Here is a 20,011-nt window from a genome sequence, read left to right as displayed (position 1 = left end):
GCGCGCGGACGGCGGACGCGCACGGTCGCGGACGGCGGTCGCGGACGGTCGCGGACGGCGGTCGCGGACGGTCGCGGACGGTCGCGGACGGTGGGAAGGGCCGCAGGGTGCGGTCGCGCGCGGACGGCGGGTGCGGACGGGCACGAACGGTGAGCAGGCCGGAGGGCGCGGTCGCGGACGGTGGGCAGGGCCGGAGGGTGCGGTCGCCGCGGCCGGTGGGTGTGGACGGGCACGAACGGTGAGCAGGCCGGAGGGTGCGGTCGCGGACGGTCGCGGACGGCGGTCGCGGACGGCGGGCAGGGCCGCAGGGTGCGGTCGCGCGCGGACGGCGGGTGCGGACGGGCAGGGCCGGAGGGCGCGGTCGCGGACGGCGGGTGCGGACGGCGGGTGCGGACCGCGGTCGCGGACGGCGGGTGCGGATCGGGGACCGCGCGGGCCTGCAGCGGCCGCACCGCTACCCGCTAGCCTTTGCCAGGCACAGCATGGTTCCCAGCAGGCGGTAGGCAGATGGACTTCCCGGCGGACACTCCCGCGGACTTCCCGGCACAGACGTACCCCCACCCGCACGGTGGATGGCCCGGCAACGAGCTGGAGGAGGTGCTGTCGGCGTCCGTGGGCATCCCGGCGGCCGGCGCCCGGATCGTCGAGGTGCTCGGCCGCAGCTTCTTGTGGGTGCCGCTGCCCAACGGCGGCGGTCCGCGCAGCGGCCCGCTGGACCTGCCCACGCTGGAGATCGACGGCCAGGCGTACGTGCCCGTCTTCAGCTCCGAGGAGCAGTTCCGGCAGGTCGCCGGCTCCCACATGCCGTACACCGTCGCGCCCGCCGTGGAGTTCGCGCGCGGCCTGCCCCCGCAGGTCGGCATCGCCGTCAACCCGGAGGGGTTCGTCGGCATCCCGCTGCCGCCGGCGGCCGTCGCCGAACTGTGCCGGGTGGGGCGCACCGCGCTGGACGGTCCGGCGAGCGGCGGCCGGGTGCGCCTCTTCGAGCCCGACTGGCAGGACGACCCGGTCGACTTCCTCTCCGCCGCGTCGGCCGAGTTCGCCGGGACGGGCGTGGTGCTCACCGCCCGCCGCTGCCTCGCCGCCATCGAGACCGCCGACCCGGTGATGTTCGTCGGCGTCGAACTCTCCCAGTGGGAGGGCGACCTGCGGGCCCGCCCCCTGGACGCCCTGGGCCGTGCCCTCGGCAAGGTCCCGGTCAGGTGGCCGGTCAACCTGGTCCTGCTGGACGTGACCCAGGACCCGGTGGCCGAGTGGATGCGGGAACGGGTCCGGCCCTTCTACCAGTACGGCCACTAGGTACGGTCCCTGGCCATCAGTACGGTCACGGGGGGCGCCCCGGATGCGGGGCGGGGGCAGAATCGGGGTGCGGCTCCGCCGCGTGGGCGCGACGGGCGGGGAACCGGGCCGCGGTCGCGGGACGGCAGTGAGTCCCGAGCTCCTGGGCGGCTTAAGCTAGGGGCACGGCTGGGTCGAGGGGTTGGCATGAAGGGGCGGTAAAGGTGAGCGCTGGCACGGCCGCGGCCGGACAGGTCGAGCAGATGCTGCGCCAGGTGACGCCCGGGCGCTACGACGCCTACGAGGCGTTGCTGCGCGCCCTGGCGACCCCGCCGTCCGGCCAGGTGTGGATGCTGCTGTGGCACGGCCAGGCCGGCTCCCCCGACGCCCAGTACGGCCACATGGAGGTCGACGGCCACGGCTACGCCCCCTGCGTGACCTCGGCCCAGGAGCTGTCGGCCAGCGGCTGGAACCGTTCGTACGAGGTGGTCGACGGCCTCGACGTCGCCCGCACCCTCTACCCCGACCACTACGGCCTCTGGCTGAACCCGCACGCCCCGGGCGGCGGTGTCGGCATCCCCTGGCTCGACCTGCGCCGCATCGCCACCGGCCTGGACCGGCAGCCCGCCGGCCCGCTCAGCCTGTCCGAACCGGCCATCGAGGTTCCGCAGTTCTACGCCCTGCTGACGCAGAACGCCCACCGCACGCCGGCGATCCGCTCGCTGCGCCGCGCCTGGGTGCACCCCGCGCTCGGGGCGCCGTACCTCGCCATCGGCCTGGACGTGTACGACACCTCGCCGCAGGCCGTCGACTCGGTGCGCGCGATGATGCAGCAGTCCATCGGGGCGGTCCCCGAGGGGCTGCCGGTGTCGACCGTCGCGATGTCCGACGAGTACGACCCCGTGGCGATGTGGATGCGCGCCAACTCCCGTGCGTTCTACGACCGTGAGGCCCACGCGTCCCCCGGGGCGGCCCAGGCGCCGGCGGCGGGATACGGCTACCCGCCGGCCCGCGGCGGATACTGACCGGGCGGCCTCCCCCTTCTTCCGCGGGCCGGGGGCTTCCGGTACCGAAAGCCCTTCTTCGCGCGTAGATGAGGGCGGATAGTCCGGTTCTTGCCGGACATGTCCTAACTGGTCCGCGTCCGCGCCGCGTTACCCAGTGTCCGGATAACGGAACCCTCCAAGTCGCATCACGTTTGCGCATCCATTCATCACCAAGTCTGGCTACAGATCGCCAAAGCGTTGAAGACTCCCGCAACAAGGGGCGTACGCCCCCTGTGTACGACGGACTGATCATGCCGCCACAGCGGCAAGTGCGGGCCGGCCACCGCCGGTTGAGAGGGGTCCCTGCCTGATGACGGCACCATTGCACGAGCCGACCGCGGAAGCGGCCCCGAGCGCGGCCGAGGAAGCGGCGGTGGCCACCACCGGCGCGAAGGCCGTCCAGGGACGCTCCCTGGGGCGGATCGCCTGGGAGCGCTTGAAGCGGGACAAACTCGCCCTGACGGGCGGTGTCGTGGTGCTCGTCCTGATCGTGATCGCGCTCCTGGCGCCGGTGATCACGAATCTCGTCGGGCAGGATCCCGACGTCTACCACGAGAACCTGATCGACCCGCTGTTCGGCACTCCGACCGGGTCGCTGGGCGGCATCAGCGGTGACCACCTGCTGGGCGTCGAACCGGTCAACGGCCGCGACATCTTCGCCCGCATCCTCTACGGCGCCCAGATCTCGCTCCTGGTCGGCTTCCTGTCCGCGATCGTCGCGGTCATCCTCGGCACCGTCCTGGGCATCCTGGCCGGGTTCTTCGGCGGCTGGGTGGACTCGGCCATCAGCCGCGTCATGGACGGCCTGCTCGCCTTCCCGCAGCTGCTGTTCATCATCGCGCTGGTGTCGGTGATGCCCAACCAGATGCTCGGCCTGACCGGCACGGGTGTCCGCGTGTTCGTGATGATCCTGGTCATCGGCTTCTTCGGCTGGCCCTACATCGGACGTGTGGTGCGCGGTCAGACGCTCTCCCTGCGCGAGCGCGAGTACGTGGAGGCGGCCCGCTCACTGGGTGCCGGTCGCTTCTACATCCTCTTCAAGGAACTGCTGCCCAACCTCGTCGCGCCGATCATCGTGTACACGACGATGATGATCCCCACCAACATCCTCACCGAGGCGGCGCTCAGCTTCCTGGGCGTGGGCGTCAAGCCGCCCACGGCCTCCTGGGGGCAGATGCTCTCGAACGCGATCGACTACTACGACTCGGACCCCATGTACATGGTGATCCCGGGCGTGGCGATCTTCATCACCGTTCTTGCCTTCAACCTCTTCGGCGACGGCGTGCGCGACGCGCTGGACCCCAAGGGCTCCCGCTGAACTGCCGTACCCCAAGCGACCCGTGGCACTACACACGGGGTCTCTCATCACAACCGGAGGATCCGAGATCGTGACTACCCAACGCACCTCAGGGCGGCGCAAGCAGGCTTTGGCCGCTGCCGCCGTGGTCTCCGCGCTGCTGACCACGGCGGCGTGCGGCGGCGGCAACGACGGCGGCGGTTCGAAGAACGGTGCGGCCGGCTTCGACGCGGCGAACAACAAGGTCGCCCAGGCCTCGATGGCGAAGAAGGGCGGCACGCTGAAGTTCGGTGGCGCCCAGGACGCCGACTCGTGGGACACCACGCGCGGCTACTACGGCTTCGCCTGGAACTTCATGCGCTACTACAGCCGCCAGCTCGTCACGAACAAGACGGAGCCGGGCAAGGAAGGCGCCAAGGTCGCCCCGGACCTCGCCACCGGGCTCGCCAAGATCTCCGACGGCGGCAAGACGTACACCTACACGCTGCGCGACGGGATCACCTGGGAGGACGGCAAGCCGATCACCTCCAAGGACGTCAAGTACGGCATCGAGCGGGTCTGGGCGCAGGACGTGCTGTCCGGCGGTCCCACCTACCTCAAGGACTTCCTGGACCCCGACGGCAAGTACCAGGGTCCGTACAAGGACAAGTCCGCGGACCACCTCGGTCTGAAGGCGATCGACACGCCCGACGACAAGACGATCGTCTTCCACCTGCCCAAGGCGAACGCCGACTTCGAGGAAGTGCTCGCGCTGACCTCCGCGTCCCCGGTCCGCCAGGACATGGACACGAAGTCCAAGTACGGCCTGCACCCCTTCTCCTCCGGTCCGTACAAGTTCCAGTCGTACAACCCGGGCAAGGACCTGACGCTGGTCCGCAACACCAACTGGAAGCAGTCCTCGGACCCGATCCGCAAGGCGTACCCGGACACCATCACGGTCAAGTTCTTCTCGAACGCCAACGAACTCGACCAGCGCCTGATCAACGGTGACGTCGACCTGGACATCAACCAGACCGGCATGTCCCCGCAGGGCCGCACCGTCGCCCTGAAGCAGCACAAGGCGAACCTGGACAACCCGGTCTCCGGCTACATCCGCTACGCGGTCTTCCCGCAGAGCGTGAAGCCGTTCGACAACATCCACTGCCGCAACGCCGTGATCTACGGTGCGGACCACGTGTCGCTGCAGACCGCGCGCGGTGGCCCGGTGGCCGGTGGTGACATCGGCACCAACATGCTGCCGCCGTCCGTCCCGGGCGCCGAGGGCCAGAAGTACGACCCGTTCCAGCTGGCCGGCGCCAACAAGAACGGCAACGACGCCAAGGCCAAGGAAGAGCTGAAGGCCTGCGGTCAGCCCAACGGCTTCAAGACCACCATCGCCGTCCGCAACAACAAGCCGGTCGAGGTGGCCACCGCCCAGTCCCTGCAGGCGTCGCTGAAGAAGATCGGCATCACCGCCGAAATCGACCAGTACGACGGCTCGCAGACCACCGGCATCATCGGCAGCCCCTCGAACGTGCAGAAGAAGGGCTACGGCGTCATCATCATGGGCTGGGGTCCGGACTTCCCGACCGTCCAGGGCTTCGGTCTGCCGCTGTGGGACAGCAAGTACATCCTGCAGAGCGGTAACAACAACTACGCCCTGATCAAGGACAAGGCGATCGACGGGCTGTTCAACGACTACGTCAACACGCTCGACGAGGCGAAGAAGACGCAGATCGCGACGCAGATCAACCACAAGGTCATGGAGGGCGGCTACTACCTGCCCTTCGTCTTCGAGAAGTTCATCAACTGGCGCTCGAACCGGCTTGCGAACGTGTACACGACCGACGCGTACAGCGGTATGTACGACTTCGTCAACCTCGGTCTGAAGTCCACGAAGTAGTCCCGGCACACCCGCCGAACGGCACGAAAGGCAGGTGAAGGCCGGCGCGGCGTGACCGTGGGCCCCGGAAGACCTCCGGCGGCCCACGGTCCGCGGCGGGCCGTAAGCTGTGCTCGCTTACCTCATCAGGCGGCTGTTCGCCGCCGTAGTGATGCTGGTGGTCATCATCCTGGTGGTCTTCAGCATCTTCTTCCTCGTCCCCAAGTGGGCGGGCGTCGACATCGCCACGAGCTTCGTGGGCAAGCAGGCGGACCCCGCCGCCGTCAACGCGGTGCGGGAGAAGCTGGGCCTGAGCGACCCGATCTACGTCCAGGTCTGGGAGTTCTTCAAGGGCATCTTCGCCGGCCGCACCTACGCGGCGGGCGGCGACGTCACCCACTGCGCCGCGCCGTGCTTCGGCTACTCCTTCCGCAGCGAGCAAGCCGTCTGGCCGGTGCTGACCGACCGCTTCCCGGTGACCCTGGGTCTCGCGCTCGGCGCCGCCGTGCTGTGGCTGATCTTCGGTGTCGCGGCGGGTGTCCTGTCCGCGCTCAAGCGCGGCAGCCTGTGGGACCGCAGCGCGATGGTCATCGCCCTCGGAGGCGTCTCCCTCCCGATCTACTTCACCGGCATGCTCTCGCTGGCGATCTTCGCGTTCGGACTGAAGTTGTTCGACGCGCAGTACGTGCCCCTCGGCCAGAGCTTCACCGGCTGGCTCGGCGGCATGATCCTGCCCTGGGTCACCCTGGCCTTCCTCTACGCGGCGATGTACGCGCGGATCACCCGCGCCACCATGCTCGAGGTCCTCGGCGAGGACTACATCCGCACCGCACGCGCCAAGGGCCTCACCGAGCGGGTCGTCATCGGCAAGCACGCCATGCGCTCCACGATGACGCCGATCCTGACCATGCTCGGCATGGACCTCGGCGCCCTGATCGGCGGCGCGGTCCTCACCGAGACGACGTTCAGCCTCCCCGGGCTCGGCCAGGCGGTGCTCAACGCGATCAGGAACCAGGACTTGCCCATCATCCTGGGCGTCGTCCTGATCACCTCCCTCGCGGTGCTCATCGCCAACCTCGTCGTGGACGTCCTCTACGCCGTGATCGACCCCCGAGTGAGGCTCGCATGACCGAACTCAGCAAGAGCGGAGCGGCCGTGGGCGAGCCCACCGACACCTCGTCCCGCCCGGCCTCCTTCCTGGAGGTACGCGACCTCAAGGTGCACTTCCCGACCGACGACGGCCTGGTCAAGTCCGTCGACGGGCTCAGCTTCCGGCTGGAGAAGGGCAAGACCCTCGGCATCGTGGGCGAGTCGGGCTCCGGCAAGTCGGTGACCTCGCTCGGCATCATGGGCCTGCACACTGCCGGCCAGTACGGCAAGCGCAAGGCGCAGATCTCCGGCGAGATCTGGCTGAACGGCACCGAGCTGCTGTCCGCCGACCCCGACCACGTGCGCAAGCTGCGTGGCCGCGACATGGCGATGATCTTCCAGGACCCGCTGTCCGCGCTGCACCCGTACTACACGATCGGCCAGCAGATCGTGGAGGCGTACCGCATCCACCACGACGTCGACAAGAAGACCGCCCGCAAGCGGGCGATCGAGATGCTCGACCGGGTGGGCATCCCGCAGCCCGACAAGCGGGTGGACAACTACCCGCACGAGTTCTCCGGCGGTATGCGACAGCGCGCCATGATCGCGATGTCGCTCGTCAACAACCCGGAACTGCTCATCGCGGACGAGCCGACGACCGCCCTCGACGTGACCGTCCAGGCGCAGATCCTCGATCTGATCCGCGACCTGCAGAAGGAGTTCGGCTCCGCGGTCATCATCATCACCCACGACCTGGGCGTCGTCGCCGAACTGGCCGACGACATCCTGGTGATGTACGGCGGCCGCTGCGTCGAGCGGGGCTCGGCCGAGAAGGTGTTCTACGAGCCGCGCCACCCCTACACCTGGGGCCTGCTCGGTTCGATGCCGCGCCTGGACCGTGAGCAGCAGGAGCGTCTCATCCCGGTCAAGGGCTCCCCGCCCTCCCTGATCAACGTCCCGTCGGGCTGCGCCTTCAACCCGCGCTGCCCGTACGCCGACATCCCGAAGGACAACGTCACCCGCACGGTCCGCCCCGAGCTGACCGAGATCGGCAGCGAGCACTGGGCCGCCTGCCATATGACGCAGGAGCAGCGGGAGCGGATCTGGACCGAAGAGATTGCGCCGAAGCTGTGAGTGAGAACGCAGAGGACAACGCAGTGAGCATCCCTGCACAGAGCGACGGCTCGGAGGCGAAGACCTCCGGAACGGCCACCCTCACCAAGGACGCCGCTCCCGGCGAGACCCTGCTGAAGGTGACGGGGCTGCAGAAGCACTTCCCCATCAGGAAGGGCCTGTTCCAGCGTCAGGTCGGTGCGGTACGCGCGGTCGACGGCATCGACTTCGACGTGCGGGCCGGCGAGACCCTCGGCGTCGTGGGAGAGTCCGGCTGCGGCAAGTCGACGATGGGCCGGCTCATCACCCGGCTGCTCGAACCGACCGCCGGCACCGTCGAGTTCGAGGGCAAGGACATCACGCACCTCGGCGTCAGCGGCATGCGTCCGCTGCGCCGCGACGTGCAGATGATCTTCCAGGACCCGTACTCGTCGCTGAACCCGCGCCACACCATCGGCACGATCGTCGGCGCCCCCTTCAAGCTCCAGGGCGTGGAGCCCGAGGGCGGCATCAAGAAGGAAGTGCAGCGGCTGCTGTCGGTCGTGGGTCTCAACCCCGAGCACTACAACCGCTATCCGCACGAGTTCTCCGGCGGTCAGCGCCAGCGCATCGGCATCGCCCGCGCGCTCGCGCTCAACCCGAAGCTCGTCGTCGCGGACGAGCCGGTCTCCGCGCTGGACGTGTCGATCCAGGCGCAGGTCGTCAACCTGCTGGACGACCTCCAGCAGGAGCTCGGCCTGACGTACGTGATCATCGCGCACGACCTGTCGGTCGTCCGGCACGTCTCGGACCGGATCGCGGTGATGTACCTGGGCAAGATCGTGGAGCTGGCCGACCGGGACTCGCTGTACAGGGCGCCGATGCACCCGTACACCAAGGCGCTCATGTCGGCCGTCCCGATTCCGGACCCACGGCGCAAGGACGCCAAGAGCGAGCGGATTCTGCTCAAGGGCGACGTGCCCTCGCCGATCGCCCCGCCGAGCGGCTGCCGCTTCCACACCCGGTGCTGGAAGGCCACGGAGATCTGCCGGACGACCGAACCGCCGCTCAAGGAGCTGAAGCCGGGCCAGCGGGTGGCCTGCCACCACCCCGAGAACTTCGAGGACCAGGCTCCGCAGGACACCGTGCTGCTGTCGGCCGCGAAGGAGGCCGCCGAGCTGGTGGCCGACGAGGTCCTGGCGGAGTCGGCCGCGACGTCGGCGGCGGTGGCCGCGGAGGTGGCGGCGGCGGAGTCGTCCTCCAAGAACGAGGCGTCGTCGTCCTCGGACAGTGCGGAGTCCTCCTCGGACCCGGCCAACGAGACGTCGCCGGAGGCCGGGGAGTCGGCCTCGGACACCAAGACGTCGCCGGAGGCCGGGGAGTCGGCCTCGGACACCAAGACGTCGCCGGAGGCCGGGGAGTCGGCCTCGGGCTCGGACACCAAGACGTCGTCGCCGAACGCCGATGAGCCGACCGCGGAAACCGGGGAGTCCTCCTCGGGTGCCGAGGAGCCGGCCGACTCCGACCGTCAGGAGTCAACCGACAAGTAACACATGACAAGTTGGCAAAGTCATGTACATGACCGAACGGGAGAGCGCAGAGTCGACCCTGTCCGTGCGATCCGCTGACCGACGCACGCTCGAAGGGATGACTCCATGGCACTCTCCCGTTCGGCACGCTTAGGGTCCCTCGCCACCGCGGCGGCCTCCTTCCTTCTCGTCGCCGCCTCCCCGGCCCCCACCCCCGGCGCCGACGGCATCGGCGACTCCTACTTCCCGCAGCTGGGCAACGGCGGCTTCGACGCCCGCCACTACTCCCTCGACATCGCCTATGCCCCGGACACCGGCCGCCTGGACGGCCGCACCACGCTGACCGCCCGCGCCACCCAGAACCTGTCCTCCTTCGACCTGGACCTGCACAAGCTCCAGGTCAGCCGCGTCGAAGTGAACGGCAGACGCGCCGGCTTCCAGCGCGACGGCGACGAACTGCGGATCTCTCCGCGCGGGCCGCTGAGCAAGGGCAGGACCTTCACGGTCACCGTCACCTACGGCGGCGTACCCGAGCCCCTCGGCGGCCCGATCGTCTTCGGCTCCAGCTACGGCTGGATGAAGACCGACGACGGCGTCTTCGTCGCCTGCGAGCCCAACGCCGCCTCGACCTGGTTCCCCTCCAGCGACCATCCCTCCGACAAGGCCACCTACGACATCCGGATCAAGGCGCCCAGGGGCCTGACCGCCGTCTCCAACGGGCGTCTGGTCTCGACGTACGACAAGGGCGGCTCGACGTACACCCACTGGCGCGAGAGCAGGCCCATGGCGACGTACCTCGCGACCGCCACCATCGGGAAGTTCGACGTGCGGACCGGTCGCACGCCCGGCGGTGTCCCGATCTACGTCGCGATCGACCCGAAGCTGTCGAACCGCAACAGCGTCGACGTGTACGCCGTCACCGCCGCGGTCACCGACTACTGGTCGCGAATCTTCGGGCCCTTCCCGTTCGAGGAGACCGGCGCGATCGTCGACGACATGCCGCAGGCCGGGTTCTCGCTGGAGGTGCAGTCGAAGCCGGCGTACTCCGCGGTGCGCAACGAGACGACGATCGTGCACGAGCTGGCCCACCAGTGGTTCGGCGACTCGGTGTCGGTGGAGCGCTGGAAGGACATCTGGCTGAACGAGGGCTTCGCCGGCTACGCGCAGTGGCTGTGGGCCGAGCACCAGGGCATCCGCTCGGCGCACGACTCCTTCCTCGCCGCCTACGACGCCCGCCCGGCCGACAGCTCCTTCTGGCGGACCGAGGTCGCCGACCCGCAGCGCGACAGCATGTTCGCCTCGGCCGTCTACCAGCGCGGCGCGATGACGCTCCAGGCGCTGCGCGAACGCATCGGCGACCAGGCCTTCTTCAGGCTGCTGCCCGCCTGGACGGGGCTGCACCGCTACGGCAACGCGAGCACGGCCGACTTCGTGCGGCTCGCCGAGCGGGTCTCCGGGCAGCGGCTGGACGATCTGTTCCAGAAATGGCTCTTCACCACAAGGAAACCTGCCCTCTAGGCCTTGCATCGTAAGGTGGGCGGCCGATTCCAGGTAAGAATGTAGCGGTGCTTCAGCAACTGTTCAGTCCCTCCGTCCAGCACACGCTCGACGTGATCGGCATCTTCGTCTTCGCGATCTCCGGCGCGCTGCTGGCCGTCCGCAAGAACTTCGACGTCTTCGGCATCGCCGTCCTCGCCGAGGTCACCGCGCTGGGCGGAGGGCTGTTCCGCGACCTGGTGATCGGGGCCGTACCGCCGGCCGCGTTCACGGACCTCGGGTACTTCGTCACCCCGCTGTTCGCCGCGCTCCTGGTGTTCTTCCTGCACCCGCACGTGGAGCGCATCCAGGTCGCGGTGAACGTCTTCGACGCGGCCGGCCTCGGTCTGTTCTGCGTGGCCGGCACGACGAAGGCGTACGACTACGGGCTGAACCTCACCGCGTCGGCGACCCTGGGCCTGGCCACCGCCGTGGGCGGCGGTGTGCTGCGGGACGTGCTCGCCAACGAGGTGCCGTCACTGCTGCGCTGGGACCGCGATCTGTACGCGGTCCCGGCGGTCGTCGGCGCCACCATGGTGGTGCTGTGCATCCACTACGGCGCGCTGACCCCGTTCACCAGCGGGCTGGCGGTGGTCACCGCTTTCGTCCTGCGCCTGCTCGCGATGAGGTACCACTGGCGAGCTCCGCGGGCTTGGAACCGGCGCTCGACGGTACGGGAGGAGTGACGCCCCGGCCGTGCTGCTGACCCGGCTTCTGGCCGAGCTCCATGGTCAGCCAGCGGAACACCGTCGGGATCTGCGGCCGCCACAGCGCCATGCTGTGGCCGCCCGCGCTGCGCGGCAGGAAGACCACGTGCACGGTCGTCGGCGCCTTCGCGATCTGCTCCAGGGCGACCCCGGCCTCGTACCCGTCGCCGCCCTCACCGGACACGTAGAGCGCGATCCGCGGCGGCGTGCGGTACCCCTTCAGCAGGGTGTACGGGTTGTTCGCCCGCCGCAGTTCGACGCTCTGCGCGGCCAGCGAGTTGCGCTCGCCGATCGGGTCGTTGTAACCGGACAGGCTCACCGCGGCGCGGTAGCGGTCCGGGTGGGCGACGGCGAGCTTGGCCGCGCAGTGCGCCCCGGCCGAGTAGCCGGCGGTCGCCCAGCCGTCCGGCCCGGACTCGGCGCGGAAGTTGTCCGTGATCATCTTCGGCACGTCGATGCTCAGCCAGCTGTCCGCGTTCACGGTGCCCGGGATGTTGGCGCAGCCCGTGTCGATCTTGGCGATCAGGTTGGTGCGCGGGGAGACCAGGATGAAGGGCGCCACCTGGCCGCTCCTCATCAGCGGTTCCAGCTGCTCGTGCACCTTCAGCGAGCCGTACCAGGCCTTGGCCGACCCCGGGTAGCCGGACAGCAACTCCACGACCGGGAACTTCTTGTTCTTGTAGGCGGGGTCGTTGTACTGCGGCGGCAGCCAGACGTAGACCTCCGCGCTGACGCCGGACACCCGGCCCTTGAGCTGGGTGACCTTGACTCCGCCGGCCGCGTGCATGCCGGGACCGTCGGCCTGGCTGAAGCTCTGCGTGACCTTGGGCAGCTTCTTGTAGGCGATGCCGCCCGTGCCGTCGGCGCCGAGGTTGGCGGCCTGCTGGACGTGGTTGCCCGTGCCCAGCAGGTCCGACCAGTTGTCGTACAGGTTGTTGGCGTTGTTGACCAGTACGAAGACCAGGGTGATGGCCGTGACCTGGGCGAACAGCAGCATCAGCACGCGGACCGCGTGACGCAGGGCCCTGGGGCCCTTCAGGCGCGTCCAGAGGACGAGCGGAAGGGCGAGGGCGGCAACGGCCAGCAGGATGGTCGTGTACAGGAACGGAGTCCCGGTGAGGCTCATGTCCCCATAGAGGGAATTCCGGGGCCTCGGGTCACGGACGAGTACGGACACTTACCGAGAAATTGCCGGACGCTCACCCGGAGACCCGGGCGGTTCATACGATGGCAACCCAAAAAGCTACCGCTTAGTAGTTACCTGTTGTACCGTTCACGCATGCCAGAAGCAGCTTCTGTACCGGCCGTGCGGGCCACGATCGGCGACAGCGAGTTCGATCGCGACACCGCGGTCGCCCTGCGCGCGCCCGGCGTCTACGACATCGATCTCTCCGCCGGCTGGACGATCATCAACGCCGTCAACGGTGGCTATCTGCTGGCCGTCCTCGGCCGTGCCCTCGCGGACACCCTGCCGCACCGGGACCCGTTCACCATCTCGGCGCACTACCTGACCGCCTCCCAGCCCGGACCCGCCGTCGTCCGCACGGACGTGGTCCGCACCGGACGCACCCTGTCCACCGGCCAGGCCTCCCTCCTGCAGTACGACCAGGACGGCCGCGAGGTGGAACGCATCCGCGTCCTGGCCTCCTACGGCGACCTGGGCACCCTGCCCGAGGACGTCCGCACCACGGCGCGACCGCCCGCGATCCCGCCCATGGAGCACTGCTTCGGCCCCGCGGACGGTCCGGCTCCGGTGCCCGGCAGCTCCGCCATCACCGAGCGCCTGATGCTCAAGCTGGACCCCGCCACCCTGGGCTGGGCTCTCGGCTCGCCCTCGGGCAAGGGCGAGATGCGGGCGTGGTTCGGCCTGGCCGACGGCCGGGACGCCGACCCCCTGTCCCTGCTGCTCGCGGTGGACGCGCTGCCGCCGACGGCCTTCGAGCTCGGGCTCTCCGGGTGGGTCCCGACGGTCGAGCTCACCGCGCACGTGCGCGCCCGCCCGGCCCCGGGCCCGCTGCGCGTGGCCGTCACCACCCGCAACCTCGCCGGCGGCTTCCTGGAGGAGGACGCCGAGGTGTGGGACAGCGCCGACCGGCTGGTGGCCCAGTCCCGGCAGCTCGCGCGGGTCAGGCTGGGCTGAGCGGCCGCCGGCCGAGCCAGGCCGCCAGCTCCTCGTGGACGTCGGCTCCCCGCGGCGCCGGGAGGACCGAGGCGAAGGGAAGCTCCGCGCCACGCTCCGGGTCGGGCAGGACGCGCCGGGCGGTGGCGAGCGCGAACTCGCCGAGTTCCGGGTCGAGTCCGAGCGGCCGGCCGAGGGCCTCGGAGAGGTCCCAGGTGTGCGTCACGAGCTCCATGACGTACCCGGAGAGCGCGGCGCGCCCGGGGACCTCGCCCCACGGCACGCGGACCGGCGCCGCCATGCGCTCGTCGCTCTCCCAGGCCTTGAGGACCCGGGCGCGCACCTCGTCGTAGGCGGTGGCCCAGCCGTCGTCCGCCACACCGTCGGCGAACGGCCGTACGGCGAGCCCGTCGCCGCCCTCGCCGACGACCGCGATGCGCGCGCTGCCGCCGACGATGTGGCTGAGCAGCGTGCGCACGTCGAACTCGGTACAGGGCGTCGGACCGCTCAACTGCTCGGGCCGCACGGTCCTGATGAGCGCCGCCGCCTGCTCGGTGGCGCGGGTGTACAGCGGGCGGGGATCGACGGCGTTCATGTGGTCCTCTTTCGGAAGTCGGTGTAACGGTCGCTCGCGTGAGCCGGTACACCGAGGATCCGTGGATAACCTGACAGCTTCCGTCAACATTTGCGACGGGCCTCACCGATCGCGGATTCTGGGTGGTGTGAAGTCCGACCGCCTGCTGTCGATCCTGCTCCTTCTGCAGACCCGCACCCGCGTGCCCGCGCGGGAACTCGCCGAGCGGCTGGAGGTGTCGGTGCGCACCATCTACCGCGACATCGAGGCACTGTCGGCCGCCGGCGTCCCGGTGTATGCCGAGCGCGGGCGGCACGGCGGCATCGAGCTGCTCGCCGGGTTCCGTACGGACGTCACGGGCCTGACCGCCGACGAGTCCCGCGCGCTGTTCATCCTGGCCGCCCAGGGCGCGCACGCGGCGCTCGGTCTGGACGCGGCGCTCGGTTCGGCGCTGCGCAAGGTGATGGCGGCCCTGCCCGCGCCGCACCGGCCCGCCGCGGAGGCGGCCGGACGACGGGTCCTGGTCGACGCCACCCGCTGGAAGGGCGGACCGCAGAAGACCGTCGACCTGGACGTCCTGCAGGACGCGGTGTTCGCCGACCGGCGCCTGAGACTGAGCTACCGGCACAGCGGTCAGCGCGAGGCCCGGACCTACACCGTCGACCCCTACGGCCTCGTCGCCAAGGCGGGCGTGTGGTACCTGGTGGCCGACCGGCGCGCACAGCCGCGGCTCTTCCGCGCCGACCGGGTGCAGTCGGCCCGGCTGCTGGACGATCCCGTGCGGCGCCGGCCCGGCGTCGAACTCGCCGACGCCTGGGAGGTCCTGCGTCGCCAGGTCGAGGAACGCCCCGGCGGGCTCGACGTCACGGTCCGGGTGCGGCGCGACCGCCTCGACATGTTCCTGCGCCTCACCGCCTCGTCGCTGGCCGAACTCCCCGCCGACGACGGCGAGAGCGAGTGGGTCACCGCCCGGCTGTCGTACGGCTTCGTCGGCGAGGCCCGCCAACTGCTCCTCTTCTCCGACCGGGTGGAGGTGCTCTCCCCGCCCGAGGTGCGCGAGGAGGTCGCGGCGGCGGCCGCCGCCGTCGCGGAGCTGTACCGGCCCGGTCGCGTGCGGCGGGGTGTGCCGGGGCAGCGGACCGGAGCTCAGTCCAGCCAGTGACGGCGGCCGACGCTGATCAGCCGCAGCTGCCGGGTGGCGACCTGGGTCACGCGCTCCCGCTGCTCCTCGGGGGCGTCCAGCGCCTCCAGGAACAGCGAGGAGGTGATCAGCATCTGGTCCACGTAGAGATGGGCGAGCATCAGCAGGTCGTCGTCGCTCCACCCCGCGGAGACCGGGTCCTTGGCGAGCTCGGCCTTCACCTCCTCGGCGAACCGGGCCAGTTGCTCCCGGATGGCGTCCCGTACCGGCTGAACCCCGCCATGTCGCTCACGGGCGATGAAACGGACATGTGCCGGATACGTCTCCACGTGACGGGCGATCAGTTCGATGGCGCGCGTGATGCGTTCTTCACTGTCGTCCGCCGTGGACACGGTCGTCCGGATCATCGGGTGCAGGCTGCCCAGGGCCTCCTCGACCAGCTCCACACCCAGGTCCGCCGTGGAGCGGAAGTGCCGGTAGAAGGCCGTCGGGGCGACCCCGACGGCGCGCGTGACCTCGCGCAGGCCCAGGCTGCTCAGGCTCTGCTCCTCCAGTAGCGCCAGCGCCGCGTCCAGGAGTGCCTGACGGGTCTTCTGCTTCTGGGCCTGCCGGACGCCGAGAGTGTGACTCATGCCATGCAGTTAACAACTGTTCTCTGGAATTTCAAAGCTGCCGGAGGCGGTAGACTCGAAGTCAGTGAACAACTGTTACTACAAGCGTTCACCCAAACTTCACGAGAGGCATCAACCGAAAGCCCTCGGAAGCCCGTTGGAGGGGGATCCGATCCCATGCTGTTCCTCGTCGTCGCCCTGCTGCTGCTCGGCGTCGTGATGGGCACCGTCGCCCATGCGCCGCTCGGCTTCACCGTCGTCGCCGCCGTCGTGATCGCCGCCTGGCTCGGCGTCTTCGCGCTCCGCGAGCGCCTCGGCCGCCGTCGCCGTACGTCGGCCCACTGACCCCTCACCCGGCCGGCCACAGTCCGCCCAAGTCCAGCCGTCCAGTCCTTCCGATCGTGGAGAGCTGATCCACCATGCAACTCACCGCACCGGCCACCCGCCGCACCGGTACCCGTGACGTCGACGGCATGGCCGTCGCGTCCTTCGTTCTCGGCCTGCTCGGCCTCCTCGTCCTCAACCTCTTCCTCGGCCCCATCGCCATCGCCCTGGCGGCGGCGGCCCTGTGGCGGGGCACGACCCGCCGCGGCCGCGCCTGTCTCGGCCTGGCCCTGGGCGTCGCCGACCTCGTCGTCCTGCTCGCCTTCATGCAGGTGGACAACACCGTGTCCTGGAGCCTCTAGTCCTGGAGCTTCCAGCCCTGGAGCCTCCTGCAGTCCTGGAGCCTCCCGAAGAGGCCGGCAGAACTGGAAGAGGCCGGCAGAACTGGAAGAGTCCGGCAGATGACGGCGAGCCGCGCGGGAACGGTGGCGAGCGGCCCGGGACGAGCCGCGACCACCGGCGAGGACCGCCGACAGCCCGCCGCCGCCATGGGCGGTGAACCGGCTCCCGCCGCGGGACGGCGAAGCCGCTTCGGCGGCGAACCCGCTTCGGTGGCGAACCCGCTTCGGTGGCGAACCCGCTGCGGTGGCGAACCCTCTTCGGCCGTGGCCCCGCTTCGGCCGCGAACCCGGCCAACCTTCGCCTGAGGCCGGCCGCGCACGCCCCGTAGAATCGGCGTCACCATGGCTTACCTCGACCACGCCGCGACCACCCCGATGCTCCCGGAGGCGGCAGAGGCCCTGACCGCCGCGCTGAGCGTCACGGGCAACGCCTCGTCCCTCCACGCATCCGGCCGCACGGCCCGCCGCACGGTCGAGGAGTCCCGCGAAACCCTCGCCGACGCACTCGGCGCCCGCCCCAGCGAGGTCGTCTTCACCTCCGGCGGCACCGAGGCGGACAACCTCGCCGTCAAGGGCCTGTACTGGTCCCGCCGCGCCGCCGACCCGAAGCGCACCCGCGTCCTGGCCAGCCCCGTCGAGCACCACGCCGTCCTCGACGCCGTCCACTGGCTCGGCGAACACGAGGGCGCCATCGTCGAGTACCTCCCGGTCGACTCCTACGGCCGCGTCCACCCCGAGGCCCTGCGCGAGGCCGTCGCGCGCGACCCCGACGACGTCGCCCTGGCCACCGTCATGTGGGCCAACAACGAGATCGGCACGGTCATGCGGGTCCGCGAACTGGCCGACGTGGCCGGTGAGTTCGGCATCCCACTGCACGCCGACGCGGTCCAGGCCTTCGGCCAGGTGCCGGTCGACTTCGCCGCCTGTGGCCTCGCCGCGATGACCGTCTCCGGCCACAAGATCGGCGGCCCCTACGGCATCGGCGCCCTCGTCCTCGGCCGCGAGTACACCCCCGTACCCGTCCTGCACGGTGGCGGGCAGGAGCGGCACGTCCGCTCCGGCACCCTCGACGTCCCGGCCATCGCGTCCTTCGCCGTCGCCGGCCGGCTGGCCGCCGAGCAGCGCGAGTGGTTCGCGCGCGAGATCGGCGCCCTGCGCGACCACCTGATCGAGGCCGTGCGTACGGCGGTCCCGGACGCGATCCTTTGCGGCGACCCGGTGGACCGCCTCCCCGCCAACGCCCACTTCACGTTCCCCGGCTGTGAGGGCGACTCCCTGCTGCTCCTGCTGGACGCCCAGGGAATCGAGTGCTCGACCGGCTCCGCCTGTACCGCGGGCGTCGCCCAGCCCAGTCACGTCCTCCTCGCCGCCGGAGTCGACCCCGACCTGGCCCGCGGCACCCTCCGCTTCTCCCTCGGCCACACCTCCACGGAGGCGGACGTCGAGGCAGTCGCCAAGGCGATCGGCCCGGCTGTGGAACGGGCCCGGGCGGCGGGCCTCACCTGAGCCCCGGCCGGGCACCCCGGCTCCGGAACGCCCGGCGTCACGCCCGCGCCGTACGCGCCTGTCGCACCAGTCGTATGTACCGGTCCCAGTCCCAGTGCGGCCCGGGATCGGTGTGGTCGGTGCCGGGCACCTCCACGTGGCCGATGATGTGCTCGCGGTCCACGGGTATGCCGTAGCGCCCGCAGATCCGCGCCGTCAGCCGGGCGGAGGCGGAGTACATCGCGTCCGTGAAGGACGAGGCCTCGTCCACGAAGCCCTCGTGCTCGATGCCGACGCTCCGCTCGTTGTACCCCCGGTCGCCCGTGTGGAAGGCCACGTCCAGCTCCCGGATCATCTGGGTGACCTGCCCGTCCTTGCGCACGATGTAGTGCGCGGCGGCCCCGTGCCCCGGGTCCTGGAAGGCCTTCACCGCACTCGCGTAGCCGCCCTGGGTGACATGGACGACGACCCGGTCGACGGCGTAGTCGTCGGGGCGGTCCGCCCGCCGGTAGTTCGCCGGGGAGGCCGCCACCCACCGTGCGCCCCGGAAGTCCACCGCACCCGCGACCCGCGGCTTCTGAGCGCCCGGCAGCCGCCACCACAGCCGGGACAGCTCGTCCCGTGCCAGCGCGGCCCCGCCCGCGGCCGCCACCGCCCCGCCGATCAGCAGCGCCCGCCGGCCCGGCCGCCGCTCCGTGTCACCGTTCCTCGCCCCCATGCGATCTCCAACGGATGTCCGGCGGTCCCGGTTCCCACGGCCCCGTACCCTGGAAGGGTTATGACTGAGACCCCGCAGCGCCCCCTCCGCGTCCTCGCCGCCATGTCCGGCGGGGTCGACTCCGCCGTCGCCGCCGCGCGCGCGGCGGAGGCCGGCCATGACGTGACCGGTGTCCACCTCGCGCTCTCCGCGAACCCGCAGTCCTTCCGCACGGGTGCGCGGGGCTGTTGCACCATCGAGGACTCGCGCGACGCCCGCCGCGCCGCGGACGTCATCGGCATCCCGTTCTACGTCTGGGACCTCGCCGACCGCTTCCGCGAGGACGTCGTGGAGGACTTCATCGCCGAGTACGAGGCGGGGCGCACACCGAACCCGTGCCTGCGCTGCAACGAGAAGATCAAGTTCGCCGCGCTGCTGGACAAGGCGCTGGCGCTCGGTTTCGACGCCGTGTGCACCGGCCACTACGCGCAGGTCGTGACGCTGCCCGACGGCACGCGCGAGCTGCACCGCGCCTCCGACATGGCCAAGGACCAGTCGTACGTCCTCGGCGTGCTGGACGACAGGCAGCTCGCCCATGCGATGTTCCCGCTCGGGGACACCGTCACCACCAAGGACGAGATCCGCGCGGAGGCCGAGCGCCGGGGTCTCGCCGTCGCCCGCAAGCCCGACTCGCACGACATCTGCTTCATCGCCGACGGCGACACCCAGGGCTTCCTCGCCTCCCGGCTCGGCAGGGCCGAGGGCGACATCGTCGACGAGTCCGGCACCAAGCTGGGCACGCACGAGGGCGCGTACGGCTTCACCATCGGCCAGCGCAAGGGCCTCAGGATCGGCACCCCGGCCCCGGACGGCAAGCCGCGCTATGTGCTGGACATCTCCCCGGTGAACAACACGGTGACGGTGGGCCCGGCCTCCGGCCTGGACGTCAGTGGCCTCACGGCCGTCAAGCCGCGCTGGTGCGGCGCCGCCCCGGCCGGCCCCGGCACCTACACCGCCCAGCTGCGCGCGCACGGCGGCGAGACCGAGGTCACCGCGGAACTGGTCGAGGGCGAACTGCGCGTCGGCTTCACCGAGCCGGTCCGCGGCGTGGCTCCCGGCCAGGCGATCGTGCTGTACGACGGCACGCGTGTGGTGGGCTCGGCGACGATCGCGACGACCACGCGCGCTACGACCGCGGTGGCGTGACGCTGGGCGCCGCGGCGG

At 70.6% G+C, this 20,011-nt stretch carries 19 protein-coding genes; 15 read left to right on the top strand and 4 right to left on the bottom strand.

Annotated features, from left to right (window positions below; all coding sequences use genetic code 11):
- Positions 1-507 precede the first annotated feature (507 nt).
- From AB0A61_RS28800 to AB0A61_RS28760, 9 genes are all read left to right on the top strand, one after another.
- Complete coding sequence (locus tag AB0A61_RS28800; protein ID WP_361298333.1) at positions 508-1,299, top strand: enhanced serine sensitivity protein SseB; 792 nt, start codon at positions 508-510, stop codon at positions 1,297-1,299.
- A 203-nt stretch (positions 1,300-1,502) separates the two neighbouring features.
- Entirely contained in the window at positions 1,503-2,303 is an 801-nt protein-coding gene (locus AB0A61_RS28795) for an enhanced serine sensitivity protein SseB C-terminal domain-containing protein (protein ID WP_361298330.1), read from the top strand.
- 331 nt (positions 2,304-2,634) lie between these two features.
- Complete coding sequence (locus AB0A61_RS28790) at positions 2,635-3,642, top strand: ABC transporter permease (RefSeq protein WP_361298328.1); 1,008 nt, start codon at positions 2,635-2,637, stop codon at positions 3,640-3,642.
- Positions 3,643-3,712: 70 nt separating this feature from the next.
- Complete coding sequence (locus AB0A61_RS28785) at positions 3,713-5,503, top strand: ABC transporter substrate-binding protein (protein WP_361298325.1); 1,791 nt, start codon at positions 3,713-3,715, stop codon at positions 5,501-5,503.
- 109 nt (positions 5,504-5,612) lie between these two features.
- Positions 5,613-6,611 carry an ABC transporter permease gene (locus AB0A61_RS28780; protein ID WP_361298322.1) on the top strand — a complete coding sequence of 333 codons (999 nt, stop codon included), beginning with the start codon at positions 5,613-5,615 and terminating at the stop codon, positions 6,609-6,611.
- On the top strand, positions 6,608-7,705 hold the full coding sequence (locus tag AB0A61_RS28775; protein ID WP_361298319.1) for an ABC transporter ATP-binding protein: 1,098 nt from the start codon (positions 6,608-6,610) through the stop codon (positions 7,703-7,705). Before AB0A61_RS28780 ends, AB0A61_RS28775 begins: the two co-directional genes overlap by 4 nt.
- 23 nt (positions 7,706-7,728) lie before the next feature.
- Positions 7,729-9,213, top strand: coding sequence for a dipeptide ABC transporter ATP-binding protein (locus AB0A61_RS28770; RefSeq protein WP_361298316.1), 1,485 nt, complete (start codon positions 7,729-7,731; stop codon positions 9,211-9,213).
- Between the two features lie 105 nt (positions 9,214-9,318).
- Entirely contained in the window at positions 9,319-10,710 is a 1,392-nt protein-coding gene (locus AB0A61_RS28765) for a M1 family metallopeptidase (protein WP_361298313.1), read from the top strand.
- A gap of 47 nt (positions 10,711-10,757) precedes the next feature.
- Entirely contained in the window at positions 10,758-11,414 is a 657-nt protein-coding gene (locus AB0A61_RS28760) for a trimeric intracellular cation channel family protein (RefSeq protein ID WP_361298311.1), read from the top strand.
- Here the strand turns inward: AB0A61_RS28760 and AB0A61_RS28755 are convergent.
- A complete protein-coding gene (locus tag AB0A61_RS28755; protein WP_361298308.1) occupies positions 11,323-12,561 on the bottom strand; it encodes an alpha/beta hydrolase-fold protein in 1,239 nt (412 codons plus the stop codon). The genes AB0A61_RS28760 and AB0A61_RS28755 overlap by 92 nt on opposite strands.
- 153 nt (positions 12,562-12,714) lie before the next feature.
- Here AB0A61_RS28755 and AB0A61_RS28750 point away from each other — a divergent pair, with 153 nt between their 5' ends.
- The gene (locus AB0A61_RS28750; protein ID WP_361298305.1) at positions 12,715-13,575 is read left to right on the top strand and encodes a thioesterase family protein; all 861 of its coding nucleotides are present in this window, start codon (positions 12,715-12,717) and stop codon (positions 13,573-13,575) included.
- On the opposite strand, the gene AB0A61_RS28745 is transcribed toward AB0A61_RS28750, so the two are convergent.
- Positions 13,562-14,149 carry a TIGR03086 family metal-binding protein gene (locus AB0A61_RS28745; protein ID WP_361298302.1) on the bottom strand — a complete coding sequence of 196 codons (588 nt, stop codon included), beginning with the start codon at positions 14,147-14,149 and terminating at the stop codon, positions 13,562-13,564. The genes AB0A61_RS28750 and AB0A61_RS28745 overlap by 14 nt on opposite strands.
- Before the next feature lie 127 nt (positions 14,150-14,276).
- On the opposite strand from AB0A61_RS28745, the gene AB0A61_RS28740 reads away from it, so the two are divergent.
- Positions 14,277-15,290, top strand: a complete 1,014-nt coding sequence (locus tag AB0A61_RS28740) for a YafY family protein (RefSeq protein WP_361298299.1) — start codon at positions 14,277-14,279, stop codon at positions 15,288-15,290.
- Here the strand turns inward: AB0A61_RS28740 and AB0A61_RS28735 are convergent.
- Positions 15,275-15,901 carry a TetR family transcriptional regulator gene (locus AB0A61_RS28735; RefSeq protein WP_361298296.1) on the bottom strand — a complete coding sequence of 209 codons (627 nt, stop codon included), beginning with the start codon at positions 15,899-15,901 and terminating at the stop codon, positions 15,275-15,277. The genes AB0A61_RS28740 and AB0A61_RS28735 overlap by 16 nt on opposite strands.
- Positions 15,902-16,057: 156 nt before the next feature.
- Here AB0A61_RS28735 and AB0A61_RS28730 point away from each other — a divergent pair, with 156 nt between their 5' ends.
- The 3 genes from AB0A61_RS28730 to AB0A61_RS28720 all read left to right on the top strand — a co-directional run bounded on the left by AB0A61_RS28730 (position 16,058) and on the right by AB0A61_RS28720 (position 18,111).
- Positions 16,058-16,225 carry a hypothetical protein gene (locus AB0A61_RS28730; RefSeq protein WP_361298293.1) on the top strand — a complete coding sequence of 56 codons (168 nt, stop codon included), beginning with the start codon at positions 16,058-16,060 and terminating at the stop codon, positions 16,223-16,225.
- 74 nt (positions 16,226-16,299) lie between these two features.
- Entirely contained in the window at positions 16,300-16,566 is a 267-nt protein-coding gene (locus AB0A61_RS28725; protein WP_361298290.1) for a DUF4190 domain-containing protein, read from the top strand.
- A 381-nt stretch (positions 16,567-16,947) separates the two neighbouring features.
- Positions 16,948-18,111 carry a cysteine desulfurase family protein gene (locus AB0A61_RS28720; RefSeq protein WP_361298287.1) on the top strand — a complete coding sequence of 388 codons (1,164 nt, stop codon included), beginning with the start codon at positions 16,948-16,950 and terminating at the stop codon, positions 18,109-18,111.
- A 37-nt stretch (positions 18,112-18,148) separates the two neighbouring features.
- Here AB0A61_RS28720 and AB0A61_RS28715 read toward each other — a convergent pair whose 3' ends face one another.
- The gene (locus tag AB0A61_RS28715) at positions 18,149-18,808 is read right to left on the bottom strand and encodes an N-acetylmuramoyl-L-alanine amidase (RefSeq protein ID WP_361298284.1); all 660 of its coding nucleotides are present in this window, start codon (positions 18,806-18,808) and stop codon (positions 18,149-18,151) included.
- Between the two features lie 60 nt (positions 18,809-18,868).
- On the opposite strand from AB0A61_RS28715, the gene mnmA reads away from it, so the two are divergent.
- The gene (mnmA, locus tag AB0A61_RS28710; RefSeq protein ID WP_361298281.1) at positions 18,869-19,993 is read left to right on the top strand and encodes a tRNA 2-thiouridine(34) synthase MnmA; all 1,125 of its coding nucleotides are present in this window, start codon (positions 18,869-18,871) and stop codon (positions 19,991-19,993) included.
- Positions 19,994-20,011 lie beyond the last annotated feature (18 nt).

The sequence above is a fragment of the Streptomyces sp. NPDC046197 genome, from assembly GCF_040646295.1.
In the GTDB taxonomy this organism is placed as follows: Bacteria; Actinomycetota; Actinomycetes; order Streptomycetales; family Streptomycetaceae; genus Streptomyces.
The sequence above is the reverse complement of the archived record's forward strand: the minus strand, read 5'-3'. Positions and strand labels throughout refer to the sequence as shown.